The sequence below is a fragment of the Paenibacillus sp. PCH8 genome (assembly GCF_002968835.1).
Taxonomy (GTDB): Bacteria; Bacillota; Bacilli; order Paenibacillales; family Paenibacillaceae; genus Paenibacillus.
The window spans coordinates 2,294,836-2,314,993 of record NZ_PKQK01000001.1; the positions used below are offsets into that span (position 1 = coordinate 2,294,836).

A 20,158-nucleotide genomic window follows, 5' to 3' on the forward strand; every position below is an offset into this window, starting at 1 on the left:
TTGAATAATGTTTTGTCAACAGTATATTTCAAAATAAAGTGTCCAAATTGCGAAGAAAATTTGAACATTTGTTGACTAAAAATCATATTGATGTGGTATATTGGTATTAGGAAAGCACTTACAAAAAGGGAAAAGGAAGTGTTTACTATGGCATCGAAGACAGCAATGGTTAGTCAATTGGAGCGCAAAGACAAAAATATGCGACGCGCAGTCTTGACGATGACAGTTCTGGCATGGATCGCACTCATTACGGGAGTGATTATGTGTCTGATTAATCTGAATGACTTCAATGATCGTAATCTTGGCTTGATGCTCGGTATTGGATTTCTGGTAGGTAGTGTGTTTATTTACGTTATTGCCAAAGCGATTGGCCTTGTTCATACACGCCGGGAAGACGAAGGCGCCGATTGATTATAATCCTGCGTTAATTCGTTCATAATAAGACTGGATAAGTACCCGGAATCCAGTCAATAAAGCCCTTTGCGGATTCGTTGACACTGTTCAACGGGACTGCAAAGGGTTTTATTTTGTGACTTGAAGTGTAAAGATTACAATGTGCAAATATCAACCGCGCAAGCGATTTGTGAGAAAAAATTCACACATTTGAGGTGTAAAATCGACAAATTTGTTAACAAGAACAAAAAAGTTGCTCGTTTCTGATATCTTTAGTAAGGAGAGAGTAGTATACTGATTTTTTAGTATGAGCGAATATAAGGAGAGGGGATCAAAATGAACAAGAAACCTAGGTCGCTAACCCGGATTATTATTCCGGTTGTCCTAACGTTGGTTACAATTGCGTTGATTGTCTGGCCAATGCTGGCAGGCGGGCAGTACGTTGTTCTGGATCCGAAGGGGCCGATTGGCGCTTCGCAGAGAGACTTGATTGTCATCTCGACAATCTTGTGTGCTGTCATCATTGTGCCAGTACTCATTTTGTCTGCTGTAATCGTATGGCGTTACCGCGAGAAGCCGGACAACAAAGCTGCATATGAACCTAACTGGGCACATAGCACAAAGGCTGAGGTAATCTGGTGGACAGTTCCAATTATCATCATTGGACTTCTTGCCATTGTTACGGTTCGTTACACGTATGATCTGGAGCCTTCGAAGCCGTTGGTTCATGAGAAAGCACCTGTTACTATTCAAGTGTCTTCACTGGACTGGAAGTGGTTGTTTATGTATCCAGAGCAAGGGATTGCAACGGTCAATACGTTAAATATTCCGGCAGATCGGCCTGTGAAATTTGAGCTCACCGCGGATTCACCGATGAACTCATTCTGGATTCCACAACTTGGTGGACAGATTTACACGATGTCGGGTATGGCGATGACCTTGTACTTGCAGGCAGATCATGAAGGCAAATATTGGGGTTCAGGTGCCAACTTTACAGGTGAACATTTTGGTGAAATGCGTTTTGATGTGAATGCGACATCAGACGAAGATTTCGACAAATGGGTAGCTGAAGTGAAACAGAACTCCCAGCCTTTGACCACAGAAGGTTACAATGCACTGGCTGAACCAGGAACAAGCAATGTTGCTTTTTATTCCGCCTTCCCAGAAGGGTTGTTCCAGGATATCGTGACCAAGTATGTTGTTGATGGTCAAAGTGCCCATAGCAAGCACGGAAGTTCAAGTGAAGCTACTGGAGCAAAAACGACTCACGAAAGTATGAATATGTCCAATCAAAATGTGGATAAGAGTGCTAACTAAAGATTCGAAAGGAGGCCCCAATGTTAGAGGGACTTAAGGAGTTTGCATCGGAGTTTTTCGTAACCGGTGATCCACTGATTTACGGCGCGATGGTAGCTATCGGAATTACGATGATTACGATTGTAGCGGTGCTGACTTATTTCAAAAAATGGGGCTGGCTTTGGCGTAACTGGTTAACTACCGTCGATCATAAAAAGATCGGTATCATGTATATCATTGCTTCCATTATCATGTTGTTCCGTGGTGGTGTGGATGCGCTGATGATGCGTCTTCAGCTGGCTATGCCTAACAATGAATTTCTAAATCCTGAGCATTATAATCAGGTCTTTACAACTCACGGCACGATCATGATTCTGTTCATGGCGATGCCATTTATGTTCGGTCTGTTTAACGTTATCGTGCCACTACAGATCGGAGCAAGAGACGTTGCGTTCCCATTCCTGAATGCACTGAGTTTCTGGTTATTCTTCCTGGGCGCAATGCTGTTCAACCTGTCCTTCGTTATCGGTGGTTCACCGGATGCAGGATGGCTGAGTTATCCGCCTCTGTCGGAACTGTCTCACAGTCCGGGGGTAGGACAGAACTTCTATATATGGGGTATACAGATATCGGGTATCGGGTCTCTGGCTACCGGTATCAACTTCCTGGTTACGATCATTAAAATGCGTGCACCAGGCATGAGATGGATGAAAATGCCGATGTTTACTTGGTCGGTATTCTCCACTTGTATCATCATCTTGTTTGCATTCCCAATCTTGACTGTGACACTTGCATTGCTCTTCCTCGACAGGTTTGCCGGGGCGCATTTCTTCACACTTGATCTGGGCGGTAACCCCATGATGTATATCAACTTGATCTGGATGTGGGGTCACCCTGAGGTATACATCGTCGTCTTGCCGGCATTCGGTGTGTTCTCCGAGATTGTAAGTACCTTCTCGCGGAAAAAACTGTTTGGCTACAAGTCGATGGTATTCGCAATGTTAATTATCAGCTTCCTGTCCTTCTTCACCTGGGCGCATCACTTCTTCACGATGGGTTCCGGAGCGGACGTGAATGCATTCTTCGCCATCACTACGATGTTGATTGCCATTCCAACAGGGGTTAAGATATTTAACTGGCTGTTTACCATGTATCGAGGAAGGATTCGCATGGCGACTCCGATGATGTGGACACTTGCCTTTATCCCTTGCTTTATCGTTGGGGGTATGACGGGCGTTCTGTTATCTGTTGCTCCAGCTGACTTCCAGTTCCACAACAGTTACTTCCTGATTGCCCACTTCCACCAAGTATTGATCGGTGGCGTTGTCTTCGGATACTTCGCTGGTCTGTATTACTGGTGGCCTAAAATGTTCGGTTTCCAACTCGAAGAGAAACTGGGCAAATGGGCATTCTGGACTTGGAATATTGGTTTCTATGTCTGCTTCATGCCGCAGTACGCTGTCGGTCTGATGGGTATGACACGTCGTCTGAGCACGTACGGCTGGGATACCGGCTGGTGGGAATTGAACTTCGTATCCACAATCGGGGCATTCCTGATGGGTGTTGGTTTCCTGTTCCAAGTTGCACAAATTGCAGACGGTATTCGCAAATACAAAACACTCAAAGCTTCCGCCGATCCATGGGATGGCCGCACACTGGAGTGGTCGATTCCTTCACCAGCTCCTGAATACAACTTCGCGATTACACCGCGTGGAGATGATATTGATGAGTGGTGGGAAGAGAAAGAACGTCGCGCTAAAGGCATCTATCCGCCAGAGCAACCGCTTGAGCCGATTCATATGCCGAAAAATTCCTCCATTCCATTCATTATGTCTGTCTTCTGGTTCGTAGCTGGTTTTGGCTTCGTCTTCGGATGGCTGTGGATGGCAATTCTCGGACTTGCTGGCGTAGGGATCTGTATGATCGCTCGTTCATTCTCTTACGATACGGATTATTACATTCCGGTCGACGAAATTAAGCGTACCGAAGCGTCGTTAAGGGGGTCGGTATAGATGGCTCATGTAGCCGCTAAGCACGGTGAGAATCATGCACATGGTCACGACCATGGACATCATGATCCACAGGAAATGAAAATACTCGGATTCTGGTTCTTCCTGATTTCCGACGTGATCCTGTTCTCCGTATTGTTCGCAACCTTTATTGTGTTGCGTGACAATACGGCGGGCGGACCGATTTTGTCTGAATTGATCAAAATGCCTGGCGTTATTGCCGAAACGTTTATCTTGCTCACAAGTTCATTTACGAGCGGACTCGCTGTTCTGGCGATGAATCAAGGCAAAGTAAAACAACTAATTAGTTGGCTGGCTGTTACAGCTGTTCTGGGCGCTAGCTTTATCGCTCTTGAAGTATATGAGTTTATTGAGTTGATTCATGAAGGGTTTAGCTTTACAACGAGTGCTGCCTCCGGCGCATTCTTCACCCTTGTGGGTACTCACGGACTTCACGTATCGCTCGGTCTGATCTGGATGGTCGGATTGATGTTCCAACTGAAAAAACGTGGAATTACCGATGTAACTCGCGGTAAAATTAACGTAATCAGCTTGTACTGGCACTTCTTGGACGTCGTTTGGATTTTCCTCCTGACGATTGTCTACCTGATGGGGGTGATGTAGATGGCAGAGCATAACTCGCATGATTCCCACGGCCATGAGCAACATGGTTCACTCAAGTCTTATGTCATCGGCTTCATTCTGTCCGTTGTTCTGACGATCATCCCGCTTGTGGTGGTTCTCAATGATATGATGGGCAGAACAGGAACGTTCGTTGTCATTCTTGGAACAGCTGCACTTCAATTCGTGGTTCAACTCTTCTTCTTCATGCATATTCGTGAAACGGGGAAACCACGTTGGAATGTCATGGCCTTGATCTTCGGTCTGCTTATCATGATGACTATCGTGATTGGTTCGATCTGGATCATGCTTAACAACGCTGTTGCACATTAATTCACATGATAAAGATCCTCGCAACCTTGGAATTCAAGGTTGTGGGGATTTTTTTTTGTCCTAAGTACAATTTGTCTAAATTTTAAATGAAAAAAAAGTTAGTTTATATCATAATAAGTCGTTGATGAAATAATTTACCAATGATACTATTGTTATGTGATCTGTAAATATATTCAATATTTTAGTTAGAGCTATTCTAGAAAATTATTATAGGAGATGCACCAATGAAAGCTAGGGTAATCCGTTATTATCGTTTTGGCGAACCAAGTGAAGTGTTATGTATGGAAGAAAAAGATGTGATACCACCTGGCCGCGGTGAATTAGCAGTGAGGATGACGGCTCGACCTATTAATCCCTCCGATATCATTCCTGTTCGAGGAGCTTACCCGCATCGGACCTTATTACCAGCTGTTCCCGGGTTTGAGGGTGTGGGTGTGGTAGAAGCAGTAGGGCCAGGAGTGTCCAATCAAATGGTGGGGCGCCGAGTCCTGCCGTTGAAAGGTGAGAACACGTGGCAGGACGTCGTGAAGACTATGGATCGACATACGATCATTGTGCCTAATGATATCGATGATCAATCAGCCAGTCAGATCTATATTAATCCGATTACGGCTTGGTTGATCTGTACAGAGATGCTTAATCTTACGTATGGTGATACCTTAATTGTGAATGCGGGGGGATCTGCGATCGGGCGAATCTTTGCACAGATATCAAAAATCTGTGGGTTTAATTTGATTGCGCTTACAAGAAGTGATCGTCATACTGCTGAACTGTATCGTCTTGGAGCATTTTCTGTTATCCAGACGACGAAAGAGTTGCTACAGGAGAGAATGGCGGAATTAACTGAGGGGTGCGGTGCTGATGCAGCTGTGGATTGTATTGGAGGGAGAGACGGGGAACAGTTGGTGAGCTGTCTTCAACCAAATGGCACGGTCATCAGTGTCGGACTGCTTTCGGGAATCACACCGTTATGGCATGAAGTAACCCGGGGAACACAAGTTCAGGTGAAACTTTTCTGGTTAAAGCATTGGGTTGAACGCTGTTCGCAAGAACGCTGGGAACAGGTATTTCATGAGGTATTGGAGCTGGTCAGAGCGGGGAGGTTAATCATGGCAAATATTGGGGCGACGTATAAACTAACGAATGTACAACAGGCTATTGCAGCGGCTGAATCGGGCATCAAGGGGAAGGTTCTCCTATTGCAGTAATACATAAGGCTTAGATAAAAATCTTAATCTCAACATGAAGAATTCGGTATTTAACAACTAATTCGTATTGGAGGCCTTGTTATGAAGATTAAAGAAATGATGTTTACTGCGATTATGGCAGCTGTTATTGCAGTACTTGGACTGTTACCTCCGATTCCACTTCCATTTATACCTGTGCCGATTACAGTCCAAACGCTGGGCGTGATGTTGGCAGGCAGTATCCTTGGTGCCCGATTGGGAGGGATAAGTCTCTTGCTCTTTGTTATTCTTATCGGTTTAGGGGCTCCATTGTTGTCCGGCGGTAGAGGGGGATTAGCTGTTCTGGTTGGCCCTACAGGCGGGTATGTTCTTAGTTATCCGATTGCAGCATTCGTGATTGGGTTGCTGGTTCAACGGACATCCGTCGCAGGCATCAAATTTTGGAAATTTCTACTGAGCAACATCGTGGGCGGAATCCTTGTCGTGTATGCAGTGGGTATCCCATTCCTGTCCTTGATAACGGATGTACCTATTACAAAAGCAGCGATAGGCAACCTTGTTTTCATTCCAGGTGATCTGCTCAAAGCAGTGCTTGCATCACTCATTGCTGTTAGGGTTCTCAAAGTAAGTCCTGCAATGATCCAGGATACGAAGAGGCAGGCTCCAAGAGCCTAACATTATGATATTCAAAGACTGCATATTCCCAAGCACTCCTGTACAAGTAAATCGCGCTAAGTGATGGAGGTACGATAGTGATTCAATTTTCCAATGTAACGTTTGGTTATGCAAATCGTGCAACAATATTAAACGATATAAACCTTCATATTCGTCCTGGGGAATACGTGGCGTTTGCTGGAAGGAATGGAGCAGGGAAATCCACCATAGCTAAGTTAATGAACGGATTACTCCTTCCAACCGCAGGTCAAGTAAGTTTTAAAAATTATGTGACATCCAATGAAGATGAATTGAGTATCATTCGTCAGAGAATCGGAATGATCTTCCAAAATCCGGAGAATCAAATTGTGGCTTCTACAGTGTTTGAAGATATTGCCTTCGGTCTGCAAAACGTTTGTGTCCCCACTAAAGATATCGAGCATCATGTAACAGAGGCATTGAGGCAAGTAGGGATGCTGAATTACTGTAATTTCGATGTACATTCGTTATCAGGAGGGCAGAAACAACGTATCGCTATAGCGGGAGTGCTCGCCATGGAACCAGAGGTTATTGTTTTTGATGAATCTACCTCGATGCTCGACCCCGAAGGCAAAGATCAGATCGCAATGCTGATGGGGAAGTTGCATAAACAAGGAATTACGATCGTAACGATTACGCATGACTTCGAGGAGATTGCAGCATCATCGAGGGTTGTTGTACTTGATCAAGGTGACATCTGTTACGATGGATCACCCGAAGCTTTGTTTCAGGGCGAATACTGGCGTTTTCCCGGGGTAACAGCTCCTTTTGTCGTCGAGGCACGAGAGGCACTGAACCGGAAGGGATTACACTCTTCTTCGGCACTCACTCTGAAAGATTTGGTGGATGATATATGCAAATTACACTAAAAGAAGTGGGCTTCTCGTATCATGTGGGAACACCACTGGAGAACAACGTATTGAGCAACATTACACTCACCATGGGTCATAATCGAATCTTTGCTGTCGTGGGAAGAACAGGATCAGGCAAGTCGACTTTTGTACAGCTGCTCAATGGACTTCTGCAACCCACGAACGGAACAGTTGATATCGGGGAGTTTCGGATGACAACCGATAGGAAGCGAGCGCAGGTTCTCTACGATAAGGTAGGTATTGTATTCCAATTTCCGGAACATCAGTTGTTCGAGGATACGGTATTAAAGGATATCTCGTTTGGTCCCAGAAACTTGGGCTGGTCGGTCGAAAAGGTTCGAAGCACATCTTTGGAGGCATTACACAGGGTAGGTCTGGACGAATCTTTCTGCAATAGATCACCGTTTGAATTAAGTGGTGGTGAGAAGCGGAGAGTGGCGATCGCAAGTGTGTTAGCGATGAACCCGGAGGTGCTTATTCTCGACGAGCCAACTGTAGGGTTGGATTCGGAAGGAAAAGAACAGCTGATGGTGCTCTTTCGTTCCTGGCAGCAGGAACAGGGGAGTACGATCGTTATGGTGACACACGATATGGAGACTGTTGCTGAGTATGCCGACGAAGTGATTATATTTGAACATGGTCAAGTGCAAAAACACACAACTCCGCTCCAACTGTTCACTGAATATCAAGATGAGCTGAAAGATATGGGACTGAAGTTGCCTAAAGCGATCCAGTTCGTGGAAGCCATAAAGGTAAAATTGAATGCTGAATTGCAACTGGAATCGGTAAACAAAGAATGGATTTTGTCATATATTGCTGATTTTTTTCAGAGAAAGGAATTGTAGTTATGTCCTTATCTCAATCCTTTATCATTGGTCAGTATGTCCACCGAAACTCCATCATTCATCGGCTTGATCCAAGAGCTAAGCTCGTCATCGCTTTCCTGTTCATGTTGTCTGTTATGCTGTTGAAATCATGGCTTTCATATGCACTGTCTGCGGTGTTTGTGGCGTGTGTAGTCACTATATCGCAAATCCCCCTCTCCTATATAGTCAGAGGACTGAAACCGGTTTGGCTAATTGTCATTGTCACGTCGTTGTTTCACATCTTTTTGACACAAGGGGGGCGGTTGTGGCTTGAAGCGGGAGTGTTCTCGATCCACGAGGAAGGTGTCATTAAAGCAGGCAACATGGCCATTCGCATCATTCTTCTTCTCGTCATCGCTTCATTGTTGACGCTTACGACGAAGCTGGGGGATCTCGCTCAGGCTATCGAAGACCTGTTGAAGCCTGCCAAGCGGCTAGGTATTCCTACACAGGAATTTGCGCTAATGATATCGTGGACGATCCGCTTTATTCCACTCCTGTTGAATGAAACCGACAAGGTGATGAAGGCACAACAGGCAAGAGGTGTTCGTTTTAATTCCGGTAATATCGTTAGGCGTCTGCGAAGTTATATTCCCATTGTAGTACCTATTCTTCTGTTGGCGTTCCAGAAAGCCGAGAACGCTTCACTGGCCGTCGAAGCACGCGGGTATAGCCCAGGCATGAATCGAACGCAACTGAGAACGTTAGCTTTCAAAAAGCTCGACTATCAGGTGCTGATCATATCCATCCTTTGTTGCACACTTTTGTTCGTATTACGAAAGTGAGGTAAACTATGAGAATTTATCCGACGAATCTCCATGAATATCACAGACTTATCTCAGTATCCAGAGGTGATCAGCCAGCGACAATGTGGTTTAGGCAGGCATCTTGCTTGAACGTATACACGGGGGAAGTTGAACAAGCAAATATCTATCTGTCCGGCAGTCGTATTGCCTACGTGGGACCTAAGGAACTGCCCGTTTCAGTCCATACCCAGCTCGTTGAACTGGAGAGAGGTCATATTGTTGTTCCAGGATATATTGAACCTCATGCACACCCATGTCAGATGTACAATCCTTATACTTGGGGAGAAGCTCTTTTACGAAAGGGTACGGTCCTGTCCATCAATGATAATCTGTCATTGTTAACGTTTCTAGGAACGGAAGCGTTGCCGTTTATCGAGAAGCTGGAGGAGACAAGTCATCATATGTTCTTATGGTGGTGTAACATTGACCGTCCTGATCGGGTTAATCCATTGACCGTGGAAAAGTGGTTGCAACATCACCTTGTGATACAGAGCGGGGAACTGACCGAATGGCCCAAACTGCTGCAAAACGACGAAGTATTGGTGGAGCAACTTTATCTCACGAAGACTCATCATCGGATGAGGGCAGAAGGACATTTACCTGGCGTGTCTTATGAAAAAATAAGTACTATGGCTGCAGCAGGCATCACAGCTGATCACGAAGCTCTTCATGCTGAAGATGTACTCAAACGATTGAAAGCCGGACTTTACGCTTCTCTTCGATACTCTTCCATTCGTCCTGATCTGCCACACATCCTTAAAGGGATGAAAGGTGATTCCCGGTTCAATATGAACCGAATGATGCTTACCAGCGATGGCCCATCACCGAACTATGTGGAGAAGACGAGCTGTGCCAGCATGATCAAGATTTGTCTGGAAACAGGAATACCTGTAGCGGACGCTTATCGTCTTGCTACCTTAAATCCGGCAGTATATTACGGTCTGGAAGAAGACCTAGGCGGGATTGCACCAGGCAGACTGGCCTGTTTGAACGTCTTAACCTCCATACATGAACCTGAGCCACTGCACGTCCTGCAACGTGGTGAGTGGGCGGTCCGTAATCAAAGGCGAGTAATGGAGCCAGATGAAGCAGAGATACGCACTTGGTTGCGCTCCGCTTTTCCGTCTCGTCGAACGATCGTTAATCTGAGGCTGGACCAGATGGAAACTCGAACCAATACCGGCATTGAGCTGGTGAACGATGTCATCACCCAACCGTATCCATTTGATCCCCATGCGGAATTAGAAACGGATGAGAACTGGATTACATTGCTGGATGCTAACGGAAGCTGGGTGATCAACACCCGAATCAAAGGTTTTGCGTCCGGGGTCAAGGCATTGGCAAGTACGTACAATGCCTCGAACGATACACTTTTGCTTGGGCGATCTCTGTCTGCCATGCGCGAAGCGTCTCAGGAGATGGGACTTCGCGGGGAAGGTATATTAGTAAATTTCGTGGATGGGGAGCAACTGTACATTCCTCTTCCGCTCAGCGGAGCTATGAGTATGGAGAGCGTAGAATCGATTGGTGCCAGTGTGGATCAGTTCAACGAGAAGATGCGTTCCCACGGTTACCGATTTGGTGATCCTCTGTATTCTCTTTTATTTCTGACAGCTTCACATTTGCCGCATATTCGTGTATCAGACAAAGGGTTGTACCTGATTAAAACAGGTGAGACATTGATCTCGGCTACCCCCTTAGTTAATACAGTAAGGAAGGTGAAATGATGTTATTGGCTGATGCGATACACATGCATGCTTCTCAAAATCCAGATAAAACGGCAATTTTTGATGATGAACGACAGATTTCGTACGCCGAGTTATACCATGGAATAAAGCTGGCGGCGAATGAACTTCTTACTATCGAGGATGATCTTGAAGCAGATGATATTCCTCTTGTCGGCCTGTTGATGAACAATAGTGTCGCGATGATCGAATACTTTCTTGCAGCCACCAAAACGGGAATGTGTGCTGCTGTATTTGATCCCAAGTGGAGCGATGCAAATCTGATAGAGGTTATTAACGAATGTGAACCTCGTGTGCTTGTCATAGATATGGAGTTCAACGCCAGAATACCTCATATTCCAGATTCAACAAGGGTGATTATTGTGGATGCGGGCGAACCTCGTTCTCTCACAAGGAAAGAAGCCGAACCGCGGCGCTCCTCAACTGAAGATAGCCTGTTCTATATGGGATATACTTCTGGGACGACCGGACGACCGAAAGGCTATCTTCGTTCTCAGCGTTCCTGGATCGAGAGCTTTGCATATGCGCATGAGACATTCGTGCATGATGCAGGAGACCATGTATTGGCGCCGGGTTCTTTGGTCTATTCACTTACGTTATATGCGTGCATTCAAACGTTGTATATCGGCGGGACGTTCCATCTGACACGCAGATTCCGAGCGGAGTGTGTGTTGGAGACGTTAGCAACGCATGCGGTTACGCACCTTTATCTTGTACCTACGATGTTTGAAGCACTTTACAAAGCGTTCACAGCTTCTGATTCAGTTCCTGGGCTGCCAACAGTCAGATCTCTCATTACGTCTGGTGATAAATGGTCGCCAGAATCAAAACGGAAGGTGACAGAAGTATTTGAAAATGCAGGCTTATACGAATTTTATGGTGCATCTGAGTTAAGCTTTGTCACTGTACTTGACCCGGAGGGTAATCGGTATAAGCCTGATTCAATCGGTAAACCGTTCGCCGGTGTGCAGGTTTCCATTCGTGAGGCGGATCATACGGAAGCAACCGAAGGCACGGTGGGACAATTGTTTGTGAAGAGCCCGATGATCTTTGCCGGATATTATGGTTCCGAGGCAGAGACCAGCCAAGTTGTACATGGTGAATGGGCAACGGTGGGAGACCTTGCAACACGAGATTCCGAAGGCTATGTATATCTGGTTGGTCGAAAGAAAAACATGATTATTAGCGGAGGACTTAATATATATCCGGAGGAAATTGAGAAGCTGTTGTTAACATTGGATGCCATCGAGGAGGTCATCGTTGTAGGTGTACCAGATGTGTACTGGGGACAAAAGGTAACCGCACTTATAAAGCTCAGAATGGGTAGCGAGGTTAGTGATGATGAGATGGTATCATTGTGCCGTCATGAGCTTGCTACCTACAAGTGTCCAAAGGAAATTATACGGGTAGATGCTTTTCCCTATACAACGAGTGGAAAGATATCGCGAACCAAACTGTACGAGTTACTGAAGATAAAGATATGAACAGTACGTTGATTCCTGTTATTCTCTCGGCGAAGCGGACTGCAATCGGCAAATACGGCGGGGTGTTTAAGGAGACACCGCCGGAGATACTGGCTGCAGAAGTCATTCAGGCCATTTTAAGCGAAATTCCCATCCCTCCGGGTGACATTGATGATGTTCTATTGGGGAATGCAGTAGGTGCGGGAGGCAACATCGCCAGGTTATCCGCGTTACAAGCCAAACTACCAGTAGAGGTCCCTGGCGTGACAATTGATCGTCAATGTGGATCGGGTCTTGAAGCCATTCATTTAGCAGCGAGGCTGATTCAATCCGGTGCCGGGGATGTGTATCTGGCGGGTGGAGTCGAAAGCACAAGTCGCGCACCCTGGAAATTGGAAAAACCCTTGTCTTTGTACGGGAGTGCAATACCTCAAGTGATCTCTCGTACAAGATTCTCTCCGGAATGGATCGGAGATCCGGATATGGGGAAGGCGGCTAACAACGTTGCTAAGAAGTACGGTGTGACCCGAATGGACCAGGACGAATATGCGCTTTCCAGTCATAGGAAAGCGATTGCTTCAATGCAAAGCGGGCGTTTCGACAACGAAATAGTTCCGTTGTCTATCCTGGAGGGGAAGCAATGGAAGATCATTCAGACAGACGAATGTCCTCGGGCGGATACTACTCTGGCGAAGCTTGCAGCATTGCCTCCTGTTTTCGAACCGGAGGGTACAGTGACGGCTGGTAATGCATGTCCTTTGAATGATGGGGCTGCTATCGTTTTAATTATGTCGATGGGAAAAGCATTATCGTTGGGACTCACACCCCTAATGAAATTTATCGACAGTGTGGCAGTTGGAGTTGACCCGAACTACTTGGGCATCGGTCCGGTTCCCGCCGTTACCAAGTTGCTTAGCCGAAATCGGTTCGCAATGGATGACATTGATCTCGTGGAATTCAATGAAGCGTTTGCATCACAAGTACTGGCCTCTTTAAGAAAACTGCAAATTCCAAATCACATTGTCAATGTGGGGGGCGGAGCGCTGGCGCTGGGACACCCGTTCGGAGCATCGGGAGCTATCCTGGTTACACGCCTATTTAACGAGATGAGGCACGCAAAGGGATCTCGGGGGATTGCAACACTGGGTATTGGTGGCGGGATCGGGCTTGCATCGTTGTGGGAGAAGTGCGAATAGGAGGAAAAAGCCTTGTTGTTAGAGGGACAGGTAGCAGTCATTACGGGTTCCAGCCGCGGAATTGGCCGTGCAACCGCAATGCGTATGGCACAAGAGGGAGCCAGGGTCGTTATCAACGGTGTACAAGAAGGTGGGGTATGGGACGTTGTTCAGTTGATCCGGGATCAAGGCGGAACAGCTATCGGGGTCGTTGAATCGGTTGCAAGCATGGTCGGTGGAGAGCGCATCATATCGGAGGGTCTTCGCGAGTTCGGCAAGATTGATATCCTGGTGAACAACGCCGGAGTTGTTCACGATAAGATGGCCCATAAGATGAGTGAAACAGAGTGGGATCTTGTATTGAATTCGCATCTCAAGGGAGCCTTTGCTTGCATCCGGTCCGTCCTGTCCGGCATGAGGGAGCGAAGGGAAGGCAGCATTGTTAATATGGTCTCCGTGGCGGGCTTGACCGGAATGATTGGGCAATTAAATTACAGCGCTGCCAAGGCCGGAATGATAGGCATGACTCGGACACTTTCGCTGGAACTTGAATCTTATGGCATTAATGTGAATGCAGTTGCCCCCGCAGCGCTTACTGACATGACAAGGCCCTATATTGAACGAGCGAAGCAGACCTCCGAAATGAATGGAGAGTCGTTTCCCGAGTACTGGAAGGTAGGTTCGCCGGAAGATGTGGCTGAATTGACACTCTCCTTATGTCTGCCACGTAGCCGCAGGGTTACCGGTCAGATCTTCTCCGTTAATGGTGGGAAGATCGGTGTGTGGTCCCCTCCTGAGCACCGTATAGCAACCGTCCAACTCAACAGGGAGCACGGCTGGGAAGCAGCTGAACTTTTTGAGCAGGTGTTAACAGCCTACGTGAAAACGTAGAACTATTTCCGAAATATACGAATTGATGGAGGAAATTTTGTTGAAGAAAAAACGAATTTTTATCGGGATGATGGCTGGGATGGGGAGAGTGAATCGTTGTCTTCCTATAGCGCTAAAGTTACGAGAGATGGGACATGAGGTGGCATTTACAATCTGGGGAAATGCCGGGGTTGCGATGGAACAGATGGGCTTTACCTGTATTCCGATTCCAGATATTCCTGCTCCCAAGGGACAAGTGTTCCATCCAAACTTCAAGGATATGAATCACTTTTTGTCCATGATGGGGTACGCCGATTCTAATTACATGCGAGATGAGCTTGAAGCCCGTCTGCGGGTAACCATCGGCTTTAAACCGGATCTTGTTATTTCCGATTCAAGTGTCCCGGCAGCGTTCATCGCCTGTAAGCTGGACATTCCCCTCGTTTCTGTGAATCAGTCCAGCACACTTCCAGGGGGGCTTCCTTTTACATTCAATTTTGGATCATATGGAGATATACCGGATGTCACCAAGGTGCTGAATGGAGTGCTGGCTGAATACGGGCTGCCTGAGACGGACGATATTCTCACATTTCTGGCGGGTGACCTTGCCCTTCTTCCCAGCATACCGAATTTTGATCCGGTACAGCTTGGAGTGTCGCCCATTCCAATTGAATATATCGGTCCCGTGGTATGGAGAGATGCGAATGAAACAGGAATGCCTGCGAACTGGTTGATGAAGTCAAACAACGGCAGGCGGCCTCGTGTATTTGTGTATACAAGTCGTCTGGTGGAATGGGGTGTGGAGAGTGGCGGTCATATTTTCAGGGAAGCCGTTAGAGCACTCGGTAACACTTCGACGGAGCTTTTGATTGCTACTGGTTTTAATCCATTAGAAGGGGACAGCGTGGATGTTCCCCCTAATGTACACTTCACCTCATATGTCTCGGGAGTCATGGCAGCCGAGCATAGCGATGTCATGATTCACCATGGCGGACATGGGAGTTGCATGACGACGATCTTAACAGGCACGCCGTCGTTGGTCATTCCGACTTGGGCAGAACGTGAGTTCAATGCCAAGCGGTTACAGGACGTTGGCGGTGGCCGAGTAATGTCCCCGGATGAGGTTACGGGATCTGCTTTAGCTGAAACCGTTCATGCAATGATGACTAATGGAGACATGGATAAGGCTGCGGCGTTGAAGGAAAACGTCTGTGCTTCACATTACGGAGGAGCCGAGCGTGCTGCTGAACTCATTCGTCGGTTGCTGTAAAGAGGGGGCAAGGTTCCATTGAAAAGTCTTTTGGTTGTCATGAGAAGCCCGGCTTTGCTTTTATTATCCGTGTGCATTTTTTTAATTGGTTTGGGATACGGATTAACGCTACCGTTCATGCCTTTATTCGGAGTAGAACAGGCAGGAATGAGCCCCTTATCATTAGGGATCTTTATGGCGTGTGGATCGTTAAGCGGCATTATCATTAGTACGCTGTTTAGTCGATTGTCCGATAAGATGCCTGTGCGCAAGTGGATCATTGTTGGATCATGTGGATCGGCCTCTGTAGGTTATGTATTCTATGCAAATACGGACAGTTACATGGTGTTAATGCTGGTTTCTTGTACTTTCATGGCCTTGTCATTCTCGGCCTTTCCGCAGTTGTTTGCTCTTGCGAGAGAAGTGGTCGAGAGGGAGGCGAGTGAAGATGTCACCGTTGTTATGGCTGTCTTGCGAGCCCTAGTGTCTCTGGCCTGGGTTCTTGGTCCTGTAATGGCGTCTTTTATAATCTTCCGATTTTCGTACACAGGCCTGTTTCTGGTCGTTTCGTTGATGTACATGCTCGTCGCTATGTTTGTACTGATGGTTCGAGCACACGAGAGTCGGGAACCGGGTGTCGGGACGGAATCATCAGCTGAATCGGCACGTAGTTTCAAGCGCCTGCTGATGGCGCCGCAGATTGTATTTTCACTGCTTGCCTTTATGGCATTTGAGTTGGCTAATACGATGGGGGCTATTGTAACTCCCTTATATGTTACGCAGGAGTTACAAGGCGGGAAGCTGGACGTTGGCATGATCTCGGGTGTTAACGCTGCCTTGCAGGTCCCCTGCATGATCATTTTGGGAATACTGGCCAACAGGTTCGGTAGTATCACCGTTATGAAATGTGCAGGATTATTTGGAGTCGCCTATTTTTCACTATTTTGGTTCACCCAATCAGGATGGCAGATCATTGCAATCCAGATGTTCAGTGCTATTTTTATTGCGATTGTGCTTGGAGTTGGAATGACTTTTTTTCAGGATCTGGTTCCGAAGATGACGGGCACGGCAACGACGCTGTACAACAATGCAAACATCATTGGTTCAATGGGTGGTGGATTACTGGCTGGAGCAGTCGGCAATTATTTCGGTTTTAAGATCGTGATTGCCTGTTCGGCAGCACTTGCCTTCCTGGGATTTGTATTATTATTAGTGCCGAGCGCAAATAAAAAGGTGGTCCGGCATGTGGGAGGAGATACGTATGAAAGCTAGTGTAATTATTCTATCGCATAATCAGAAAGAAATGATGCAGGCCTGTTTGTCTTCCTTATCTCGACAGCGTTTGGATGAGGGCGATCAATTCGAAGTGGTCGTTATTGATAACGGCTCTATAGACGGCACGGGAGAGATGATTAGCGGACTTATGTATGATTTTCCTATACGGTATAAATACATTCCTGCTACAGCGCAATTAAGTCGGGCAGCGGCACGAAACAAGGGGATTACTACTACGAATGGAGACGTGGTCGTGTTCCTTGACGGAGATCAACTCGCCGGACCGGAATTTATTTATGAGCATCTGAGAGTGCACAAGCTGGCCGAAGGGAAACTTGTCGTAGGGTTTCGAAGATATTTAGCTGAAGAAAGTATGGAGATGACGCAGTTCAATCCGGGATGGGAGCATGCTGCCGTAGCATCGTCAGAAGCAGATGAACGATTTCAGCTCATGGAACATTTTTCGGAGAATGGGAGCGTCTTCCGCACTGCGTGGCATCTGTCTTTCAGTTGCAATTTCTCGGCAAACAGAGAAGCAGTGATCCGATCAGGCATGTTTGACGAAGGGTTCCGAGGGTGGGGCTGGAAGACAGTGAACTTGGCTATCGTCTACAGCAAGATGGAGGAAGTTTCGTATTGAACAAAAAAGCGTTAACCTTCCATATCTTTCACCCTTCCGAGTTTGATGAGCATCGTTATGATGGTTGGAAAACCAATCTGGATTATTTCCTCGAATGCCATCCGATGTTTGAAGTACAGGCGCAAAACATCTTGAAGGAATTTTTTGATCCAGAGATTAGAAAATCATGGTGGGATTGTTACATTCGCTTTGAGAAGGTTGTAAGAGCACATCAAGGTTACGAAGGGGATCGATTACCTGTTAGCATCATTGTTGTCTATGCTGAGGGTCCAGAACTGTTCCCGGCGATTTCGGCAGGAGCTGCGCATAGAGAAGTGTTGGTTATAGATAAGACACCATCATCGGACCTGGATATCTTGTGCCAATGTATTAACGAAAAGTTTGATGTTTTGTATTACAAGCATCTTTCGGAAGATCAGTTAATCGAGTTGTATCATCAGTATGCGCTCAGGGGAATTGTGAAACATGAAATTTTCAAGTGATCATGGATTAGCTGTTGTGGCCCAGAATGATGACATTCTATACGGGAGGTTGACATGAATTTTGAATTGACAGAGCAACAGAAGCAGATTCAATCCGCCGCACGCCATTTTGTCGATGAGCTGCTGATTCCGTTGGAACCTGAATTATTGCGTAACGAGCGTGAGGGAAGACCGGGGATCGAACTTAGACAGATTAGAGAGCTTCAACAAAAGGCGAAAGAACAGGGTCTATGGGGTATTGAGACTCCAGAACAGTATGGGGGAGCAAATCTTGGAACGGTCACTAGTGCACTCCTGAAAATGGAGCTAGGACGCACGTGTATTCCGTTTGTCTTCGGGGGGAAGCGGATAATATCCTATACCTTTGCAACAAGGCACAGCAGAGTAAGTATTTGCTCCCCGTTATTGCGGGCGAGAGACAATCCTGTTTTGCAATAACGGAGCGTTCAGCAGGTTCCGATGCGAGTCGAATTCAGATGAGGGCTGAGCGTGTGGCGGATGGTTGGGTACTCGATGGAGAGAAAGTATTTATCACAAACGGGAACGAGGCGGATTTTGCGATTGTTTTTGCAGTGACTGATGTCCAGGCAGAGCCGGGTAAAGGCATCACTTGTTTTCTGGTGGACCGGGACATGGGGTGGACGTCAGAGCCGATTCCTACGATGGGTGGGGATAAAAGTCCTTCTGTACTTACGTTTAACCAAGTGTTCGTTCCCAACGGGAATGTGCTCGGTGAAGAGGGACAGGGATTAACGACAGCGATGCAGTGGATCAGCCGAGGGCGTTGGGTGATTCCGGCTATTGCTGTGGGTGCATCTGGCAGACTGATCCATATGGCCATTGACTACGTTAAAGAACGATCGACATTTGGGGAGCAGTTGGCAAGCCGGCAGAGCATCCAATGGATGATCGCCGACTCTGCGGTTGAGCTGGAGGCTTTGAAATGGCTGGTATTATATACCGCTTGGAGGGTAGAAAAGGGGTTGGATGCAAGGCATCATGCGACGATGTCCAAGTTGTACGGTGCGGGTAGAGCAAACGATATTGTGGATCGGGTCCTTCAGATTTTTGGCGGAATCGGATATTCGAAGGACTTGCCGATTGAGCGCTGGTATCGGGAAATGCGAGTATGGAGAATCTTCGAGGGCACAGACGAGATTCAACGCATGATTATTTCCCGCAACCTGCTCAAGGGTCACGTCCGAATTGGAGAGTGGGATTAACGGGCTATGTAACGAACGGATCCTTCATAGGCCAGCAAGTCAGACGGAACGCCCGCTCGATGTTCAACATAGACTGTGATACTGCATTCCAGATGGGAGAGGTTATCCGTGTTTATGACACTCACGAGGACACGGACGACGTCCCCCTCCATCACGGGTGAGCGAAATCGGTATCTTATATCACATAGAATCCAGTTGTCCAACGCCAGCACTTGTAGTCGGTTTCCAATCATGCCACCGATAAGCATACCTTGTGCAATTCGGCGAGGTGCACCTGCTTCATGTGCTTTGAGAACGTCCAGATGAATTGCGTTGTTATCGCTCGATGCGGCTGCATAGGCAACTAGCATAGGGCTGGTTACGGTTCCAAGACTAGCGTTGAACAGGGGTTCACCGGGTGAGGGACGGTGCTTCCCATCCCATTGATAATAGATCTCCGAGGGATATTGCGGATACACAGGTTCGAGTTCGGAGAACAAAGGCTGCACCGCTGGCGGTTCCAGAAGTATTAATGTGGTGTTAGCAACGAGTACGGGTTGTTTCAGGACGTCCGTAACCGTCATTGTACAATCAAGCAGATGTATGTTCCCCAGAGATCCAGTTGTTTCGCGTACGTTCGCAAGTTCAATCCGGTAAAATAATTCTGCATCGTACTTCAGTTTACGTTCATATGTAAAAGATTGTTGGCCATGAATCATAATTCTTCCAGGCAGGTCCATCCAGGGTAAGTGTACCTGTTGCCACCATATCATCGGGAAGGTGAGAGGAATGGATCTTGCGTCGGGACGAAATTCTTCTGGAAAGCCTTGCGCGAACAGGACAATCTGATCTGTCGTGATAATCCTCTTCTGGAGGGGAGTAGATTCTCCGATCCACGATTGGAAATCCATAGCTTGCATCTCTCCTTTGACTGGCTACGTCTTGTATTATATCGAAGGCAGTTAGAATCATAAACGTTTT

The 20,158-nt window shown here is 46.9% G+C and carries 19 protein-coding genes and 1 pseudogene; 19 read left to right on the forward strand and 1 reads right to left on the reverse strand.

Annotated features, from left to right (window positions below):
* Positions 1–147 precede the first annotated feature (147 nt).
* The 19 genes and pseudogenes from C0Q44_RS09870 (at position 148) to C0Q44_RS09960 (ending at position 19,198) form a co-directional block, all read left to right on the forward strand.
* The gene (locus tag C0Q44_RS09870) at positions 148–411 is read left to right on the forward strand and encodes a hypothetical protein (RefSeq protein WP_105407076.1); all 264 of its coding nucleotides are present in this window, start codon (positions 148–150) and stop codon (positions 409–411) included.
* Positions 412–729: 318 nt separating this feature from the next.
* Positions 730–1,710 (forward strand): ubiquinol oxidase subunit II, encoded by a 981-nt coding sequence (gene cyoA / locus C0Q44_RS09875; protein WP_105407077.1) that lies wholly within the window; start codon positions 730–732, stop codon positions 1,708–1,710.
* A gap of 20 nt (positions 1,711–1,730) precedes the next feature.
* Positions 1,731–3,701, forward strand: a complete 1,971-nt coding sequence (locus C0Q44_RS09880; protein WP_105407078.1) for a cbb3-type cytochrome c oxidase subunit I — start codon at positions 1,731–1,733, stop codon at positions 3,699–3,701.
* Complete coding sequence (gene cyoC / locus C0Q44_RS09885) at positions 3,702–4,322, forward strand: cytochrome o ubiquinol oxidase subunit III (protein WP_105407079.1); 621 nt, start codon at positions 3,702–3,704, stop codon at positions 4,320–4,322.
* Positions 4,323–4,652 carry a cytochrome o ubiquinol oxidase subunit IV gene (cyoD, locus tag C0Q44_RS09890; protein WP_105407080.1) on the forward strand — a complete coding sequence of 110 codons (330 nt, stop codon included), beginning with the start codon at positions 4,323–4,325 and terminating at the stop codon, positions 4,650–4,652.
* Between the two features lie 224 nt (positions 4,653–4,876).
* Positions 4,877–5,860, forward strand: a complete 984-nt coding sequence (locus C0Q44_RS09895; RefSeq protein ID WP_105407081.1) for a zinc-dependent alcohol dehydrogenase family protein — start codon at positions 4,877–4,879, stop codon at positions 5,858–5,860.
* A gap of 81 nt (positions 5,861–5,941) precedes the next feature.
* Positions 5,942–6,514, forward strand: a complete 573-nt coding sequence (locus C0Q44_RS09900) for a biotin transporter BioY (RefSeq protein ID WP_105407082.1) — start codon at positions 5,942–5,944, stop codon at positions 6,512–6,514.
* A gap of 77 nt (positions 6,515–6,591) precedes the next feature.
* The gene (locus C0Q44_RS09905) at positions 6,592–7,401 is read left to right on the forward strand and encodes an energy-coupling factor transporter ATPase (protein ID WP_181150916.1); all 810 of its coding nucleotides are present in this window, start codon (positions 6,592–6,594) and stop codon (positions 7,399–7,401) included.
* Positions 7,386–8,249, forward strand: a complete 864-nt coding sequence (locus C0Q44_RS09910; protein WP_105407084.1) for an energy-coupling factor transporter ATPase — start codon at positions 7,386–7,388, stop codon at positions 8,247–8,249. The genes C0Q44_RS09905 and C0Q44_RS09910 overlap by 16 nt, the downstream gene beginning before the upstream one ends.
* 2 nt (positions 8,250–8,251) lie before the next feature.
* Positions 8,252–9,055, forward strand: a complete 804-nt coding sequence (locus C0Q44_RS09915; protein ID WP_105407085.1) for an energy-coupling factor transporter transmembrane component T family protein — start codon at positions 8,252–8,254, stop codon at positions 9,053–9,055.
* A 107-nt stretch (positions 9,056–9,162) separates the two neighbouring features.
* On the forward strand, positions 9,163–10,803 hold the full coding sequence (locus C0Q44_RS09920) for an adenine deaminase C-terminal domain-containing protein (protein WP_181150917.1): 1,641 nt from the start codon (positions 9,163–9,165) through the stop codon (positions 10,801–10,803).
* 23 nt (positions 10,804–10,826) lie between these two features.
* Positions 10,827–12,305, forward strand: a complete 1,479-nt coding sequence (locus tag C0Q44_RS09925) for an AMP-binding protein (RefSeq protein WP_181150918.1) — start codon at positions 10,827–10,829, stop codon at positions 12,303–12,305.
* Positions 12,302–13,480, forward strand: coding sequence for a thiolase family protein (locus C0Q44_RS09930; RefSeq protein WP_105407088.1), 1,179 nt, complete (start codon positions 12,302–12,304; stop codon positions 13,478–13,480). Before C0Q44_RS09925 ends, C0Q44_RS09930 begins: the two co-directional genes overlap by 4 nt.
* A 12-nt stretch (positions 13,481–13,492) precedes the next feature.
* The gene (locus tag C0Q44_RS09935) at positions 13,493–14,350 is read left to right on the forward strand and encodes an SDR family NAD(P)-dependent oxidoreductase (RefSeq protein ID WP_105407089.1); all 858 of its coding nucleotides are present in this window, start codon (positions 13,493–13,495) and stop codon (positions 14,348–14,350) included.
* Positions 14,351–14,390: 40 nt separating this feature from the next.
* Entirely contained in the window at positions 14,391–15,599 is a 1,209-nt protein-coding gene (locus tag C0Q44_RS09940) for a glycosyltransferase (RefSeq protein ID WP_181150919.1), read from the forward strand.
* Between the two features lie 18 nt (positions 15,600–15,617).
* A complete protein-coding gene (locus C0Q44_RS09945) occupies positions 15,618–16,850 on the forward strand; it encodes a sugar efflux transporter (RefSeq protein WP_105407091.1) in 1,233 nt (410 codons plus the stop codon).
* The gene (locus tag C0Q44_RS09950; protein ID WP_181150920.1) at positions 16,840–17,493 is read left to right on the forward strand and encodes a glycosyltransferase family 2 protein; all 654 of its coding nucleotides are present in this window, start codon (positions 16,840–16,842) and stop codon (positions 17,491–17,493) included. Before C0Q44_RS09945 ends, C0Q44_RS09950 begins: the two co-directional genes overlap by 11 nt.
* Positions 17,490–17,975 carry a hypothetical protein gene (locus C0Q44_RS09955; protein ID WP_105407093.1) on the forward strand — a complete coding sequence of 162 codons (486 nt, stop codon included), beginning with the start codon at positions 17,490–17,492 and terminating at the stop codon, positions 17,973–17,975. The genes C0Q44_RS09950 and C0Q44_RS09955 overlap by 4 nt, the downstream gene beginning before the upstream one ends.
* Positions 17,976–18,029: 54 nt before the next feature.
* Positions 18,030–19,198: pseudogene (locus C0Q44_RS09960) on the forward strand (acyl-CoA dehydrogenase family protein).
* Here C0Q44_RS09960 and C0Q44_RS09965 read toward each other — a convergent pair.
* A complete protein-coding gene (locus C0Q44_RS09965; protein WP_181150921.1) occupies positions 19,195–20,088 on the reverse strand; it encodes a MaoC family dehydratase in 894 nt (297 codons plus the stop codon). The pseudogene C0Q44_RS09960 and the gene C0Q44_RS09965 overlap by 4 nt on opposite strands.
* Positions 20,089–20,158 lie beyond the last annotated feature (70 nt).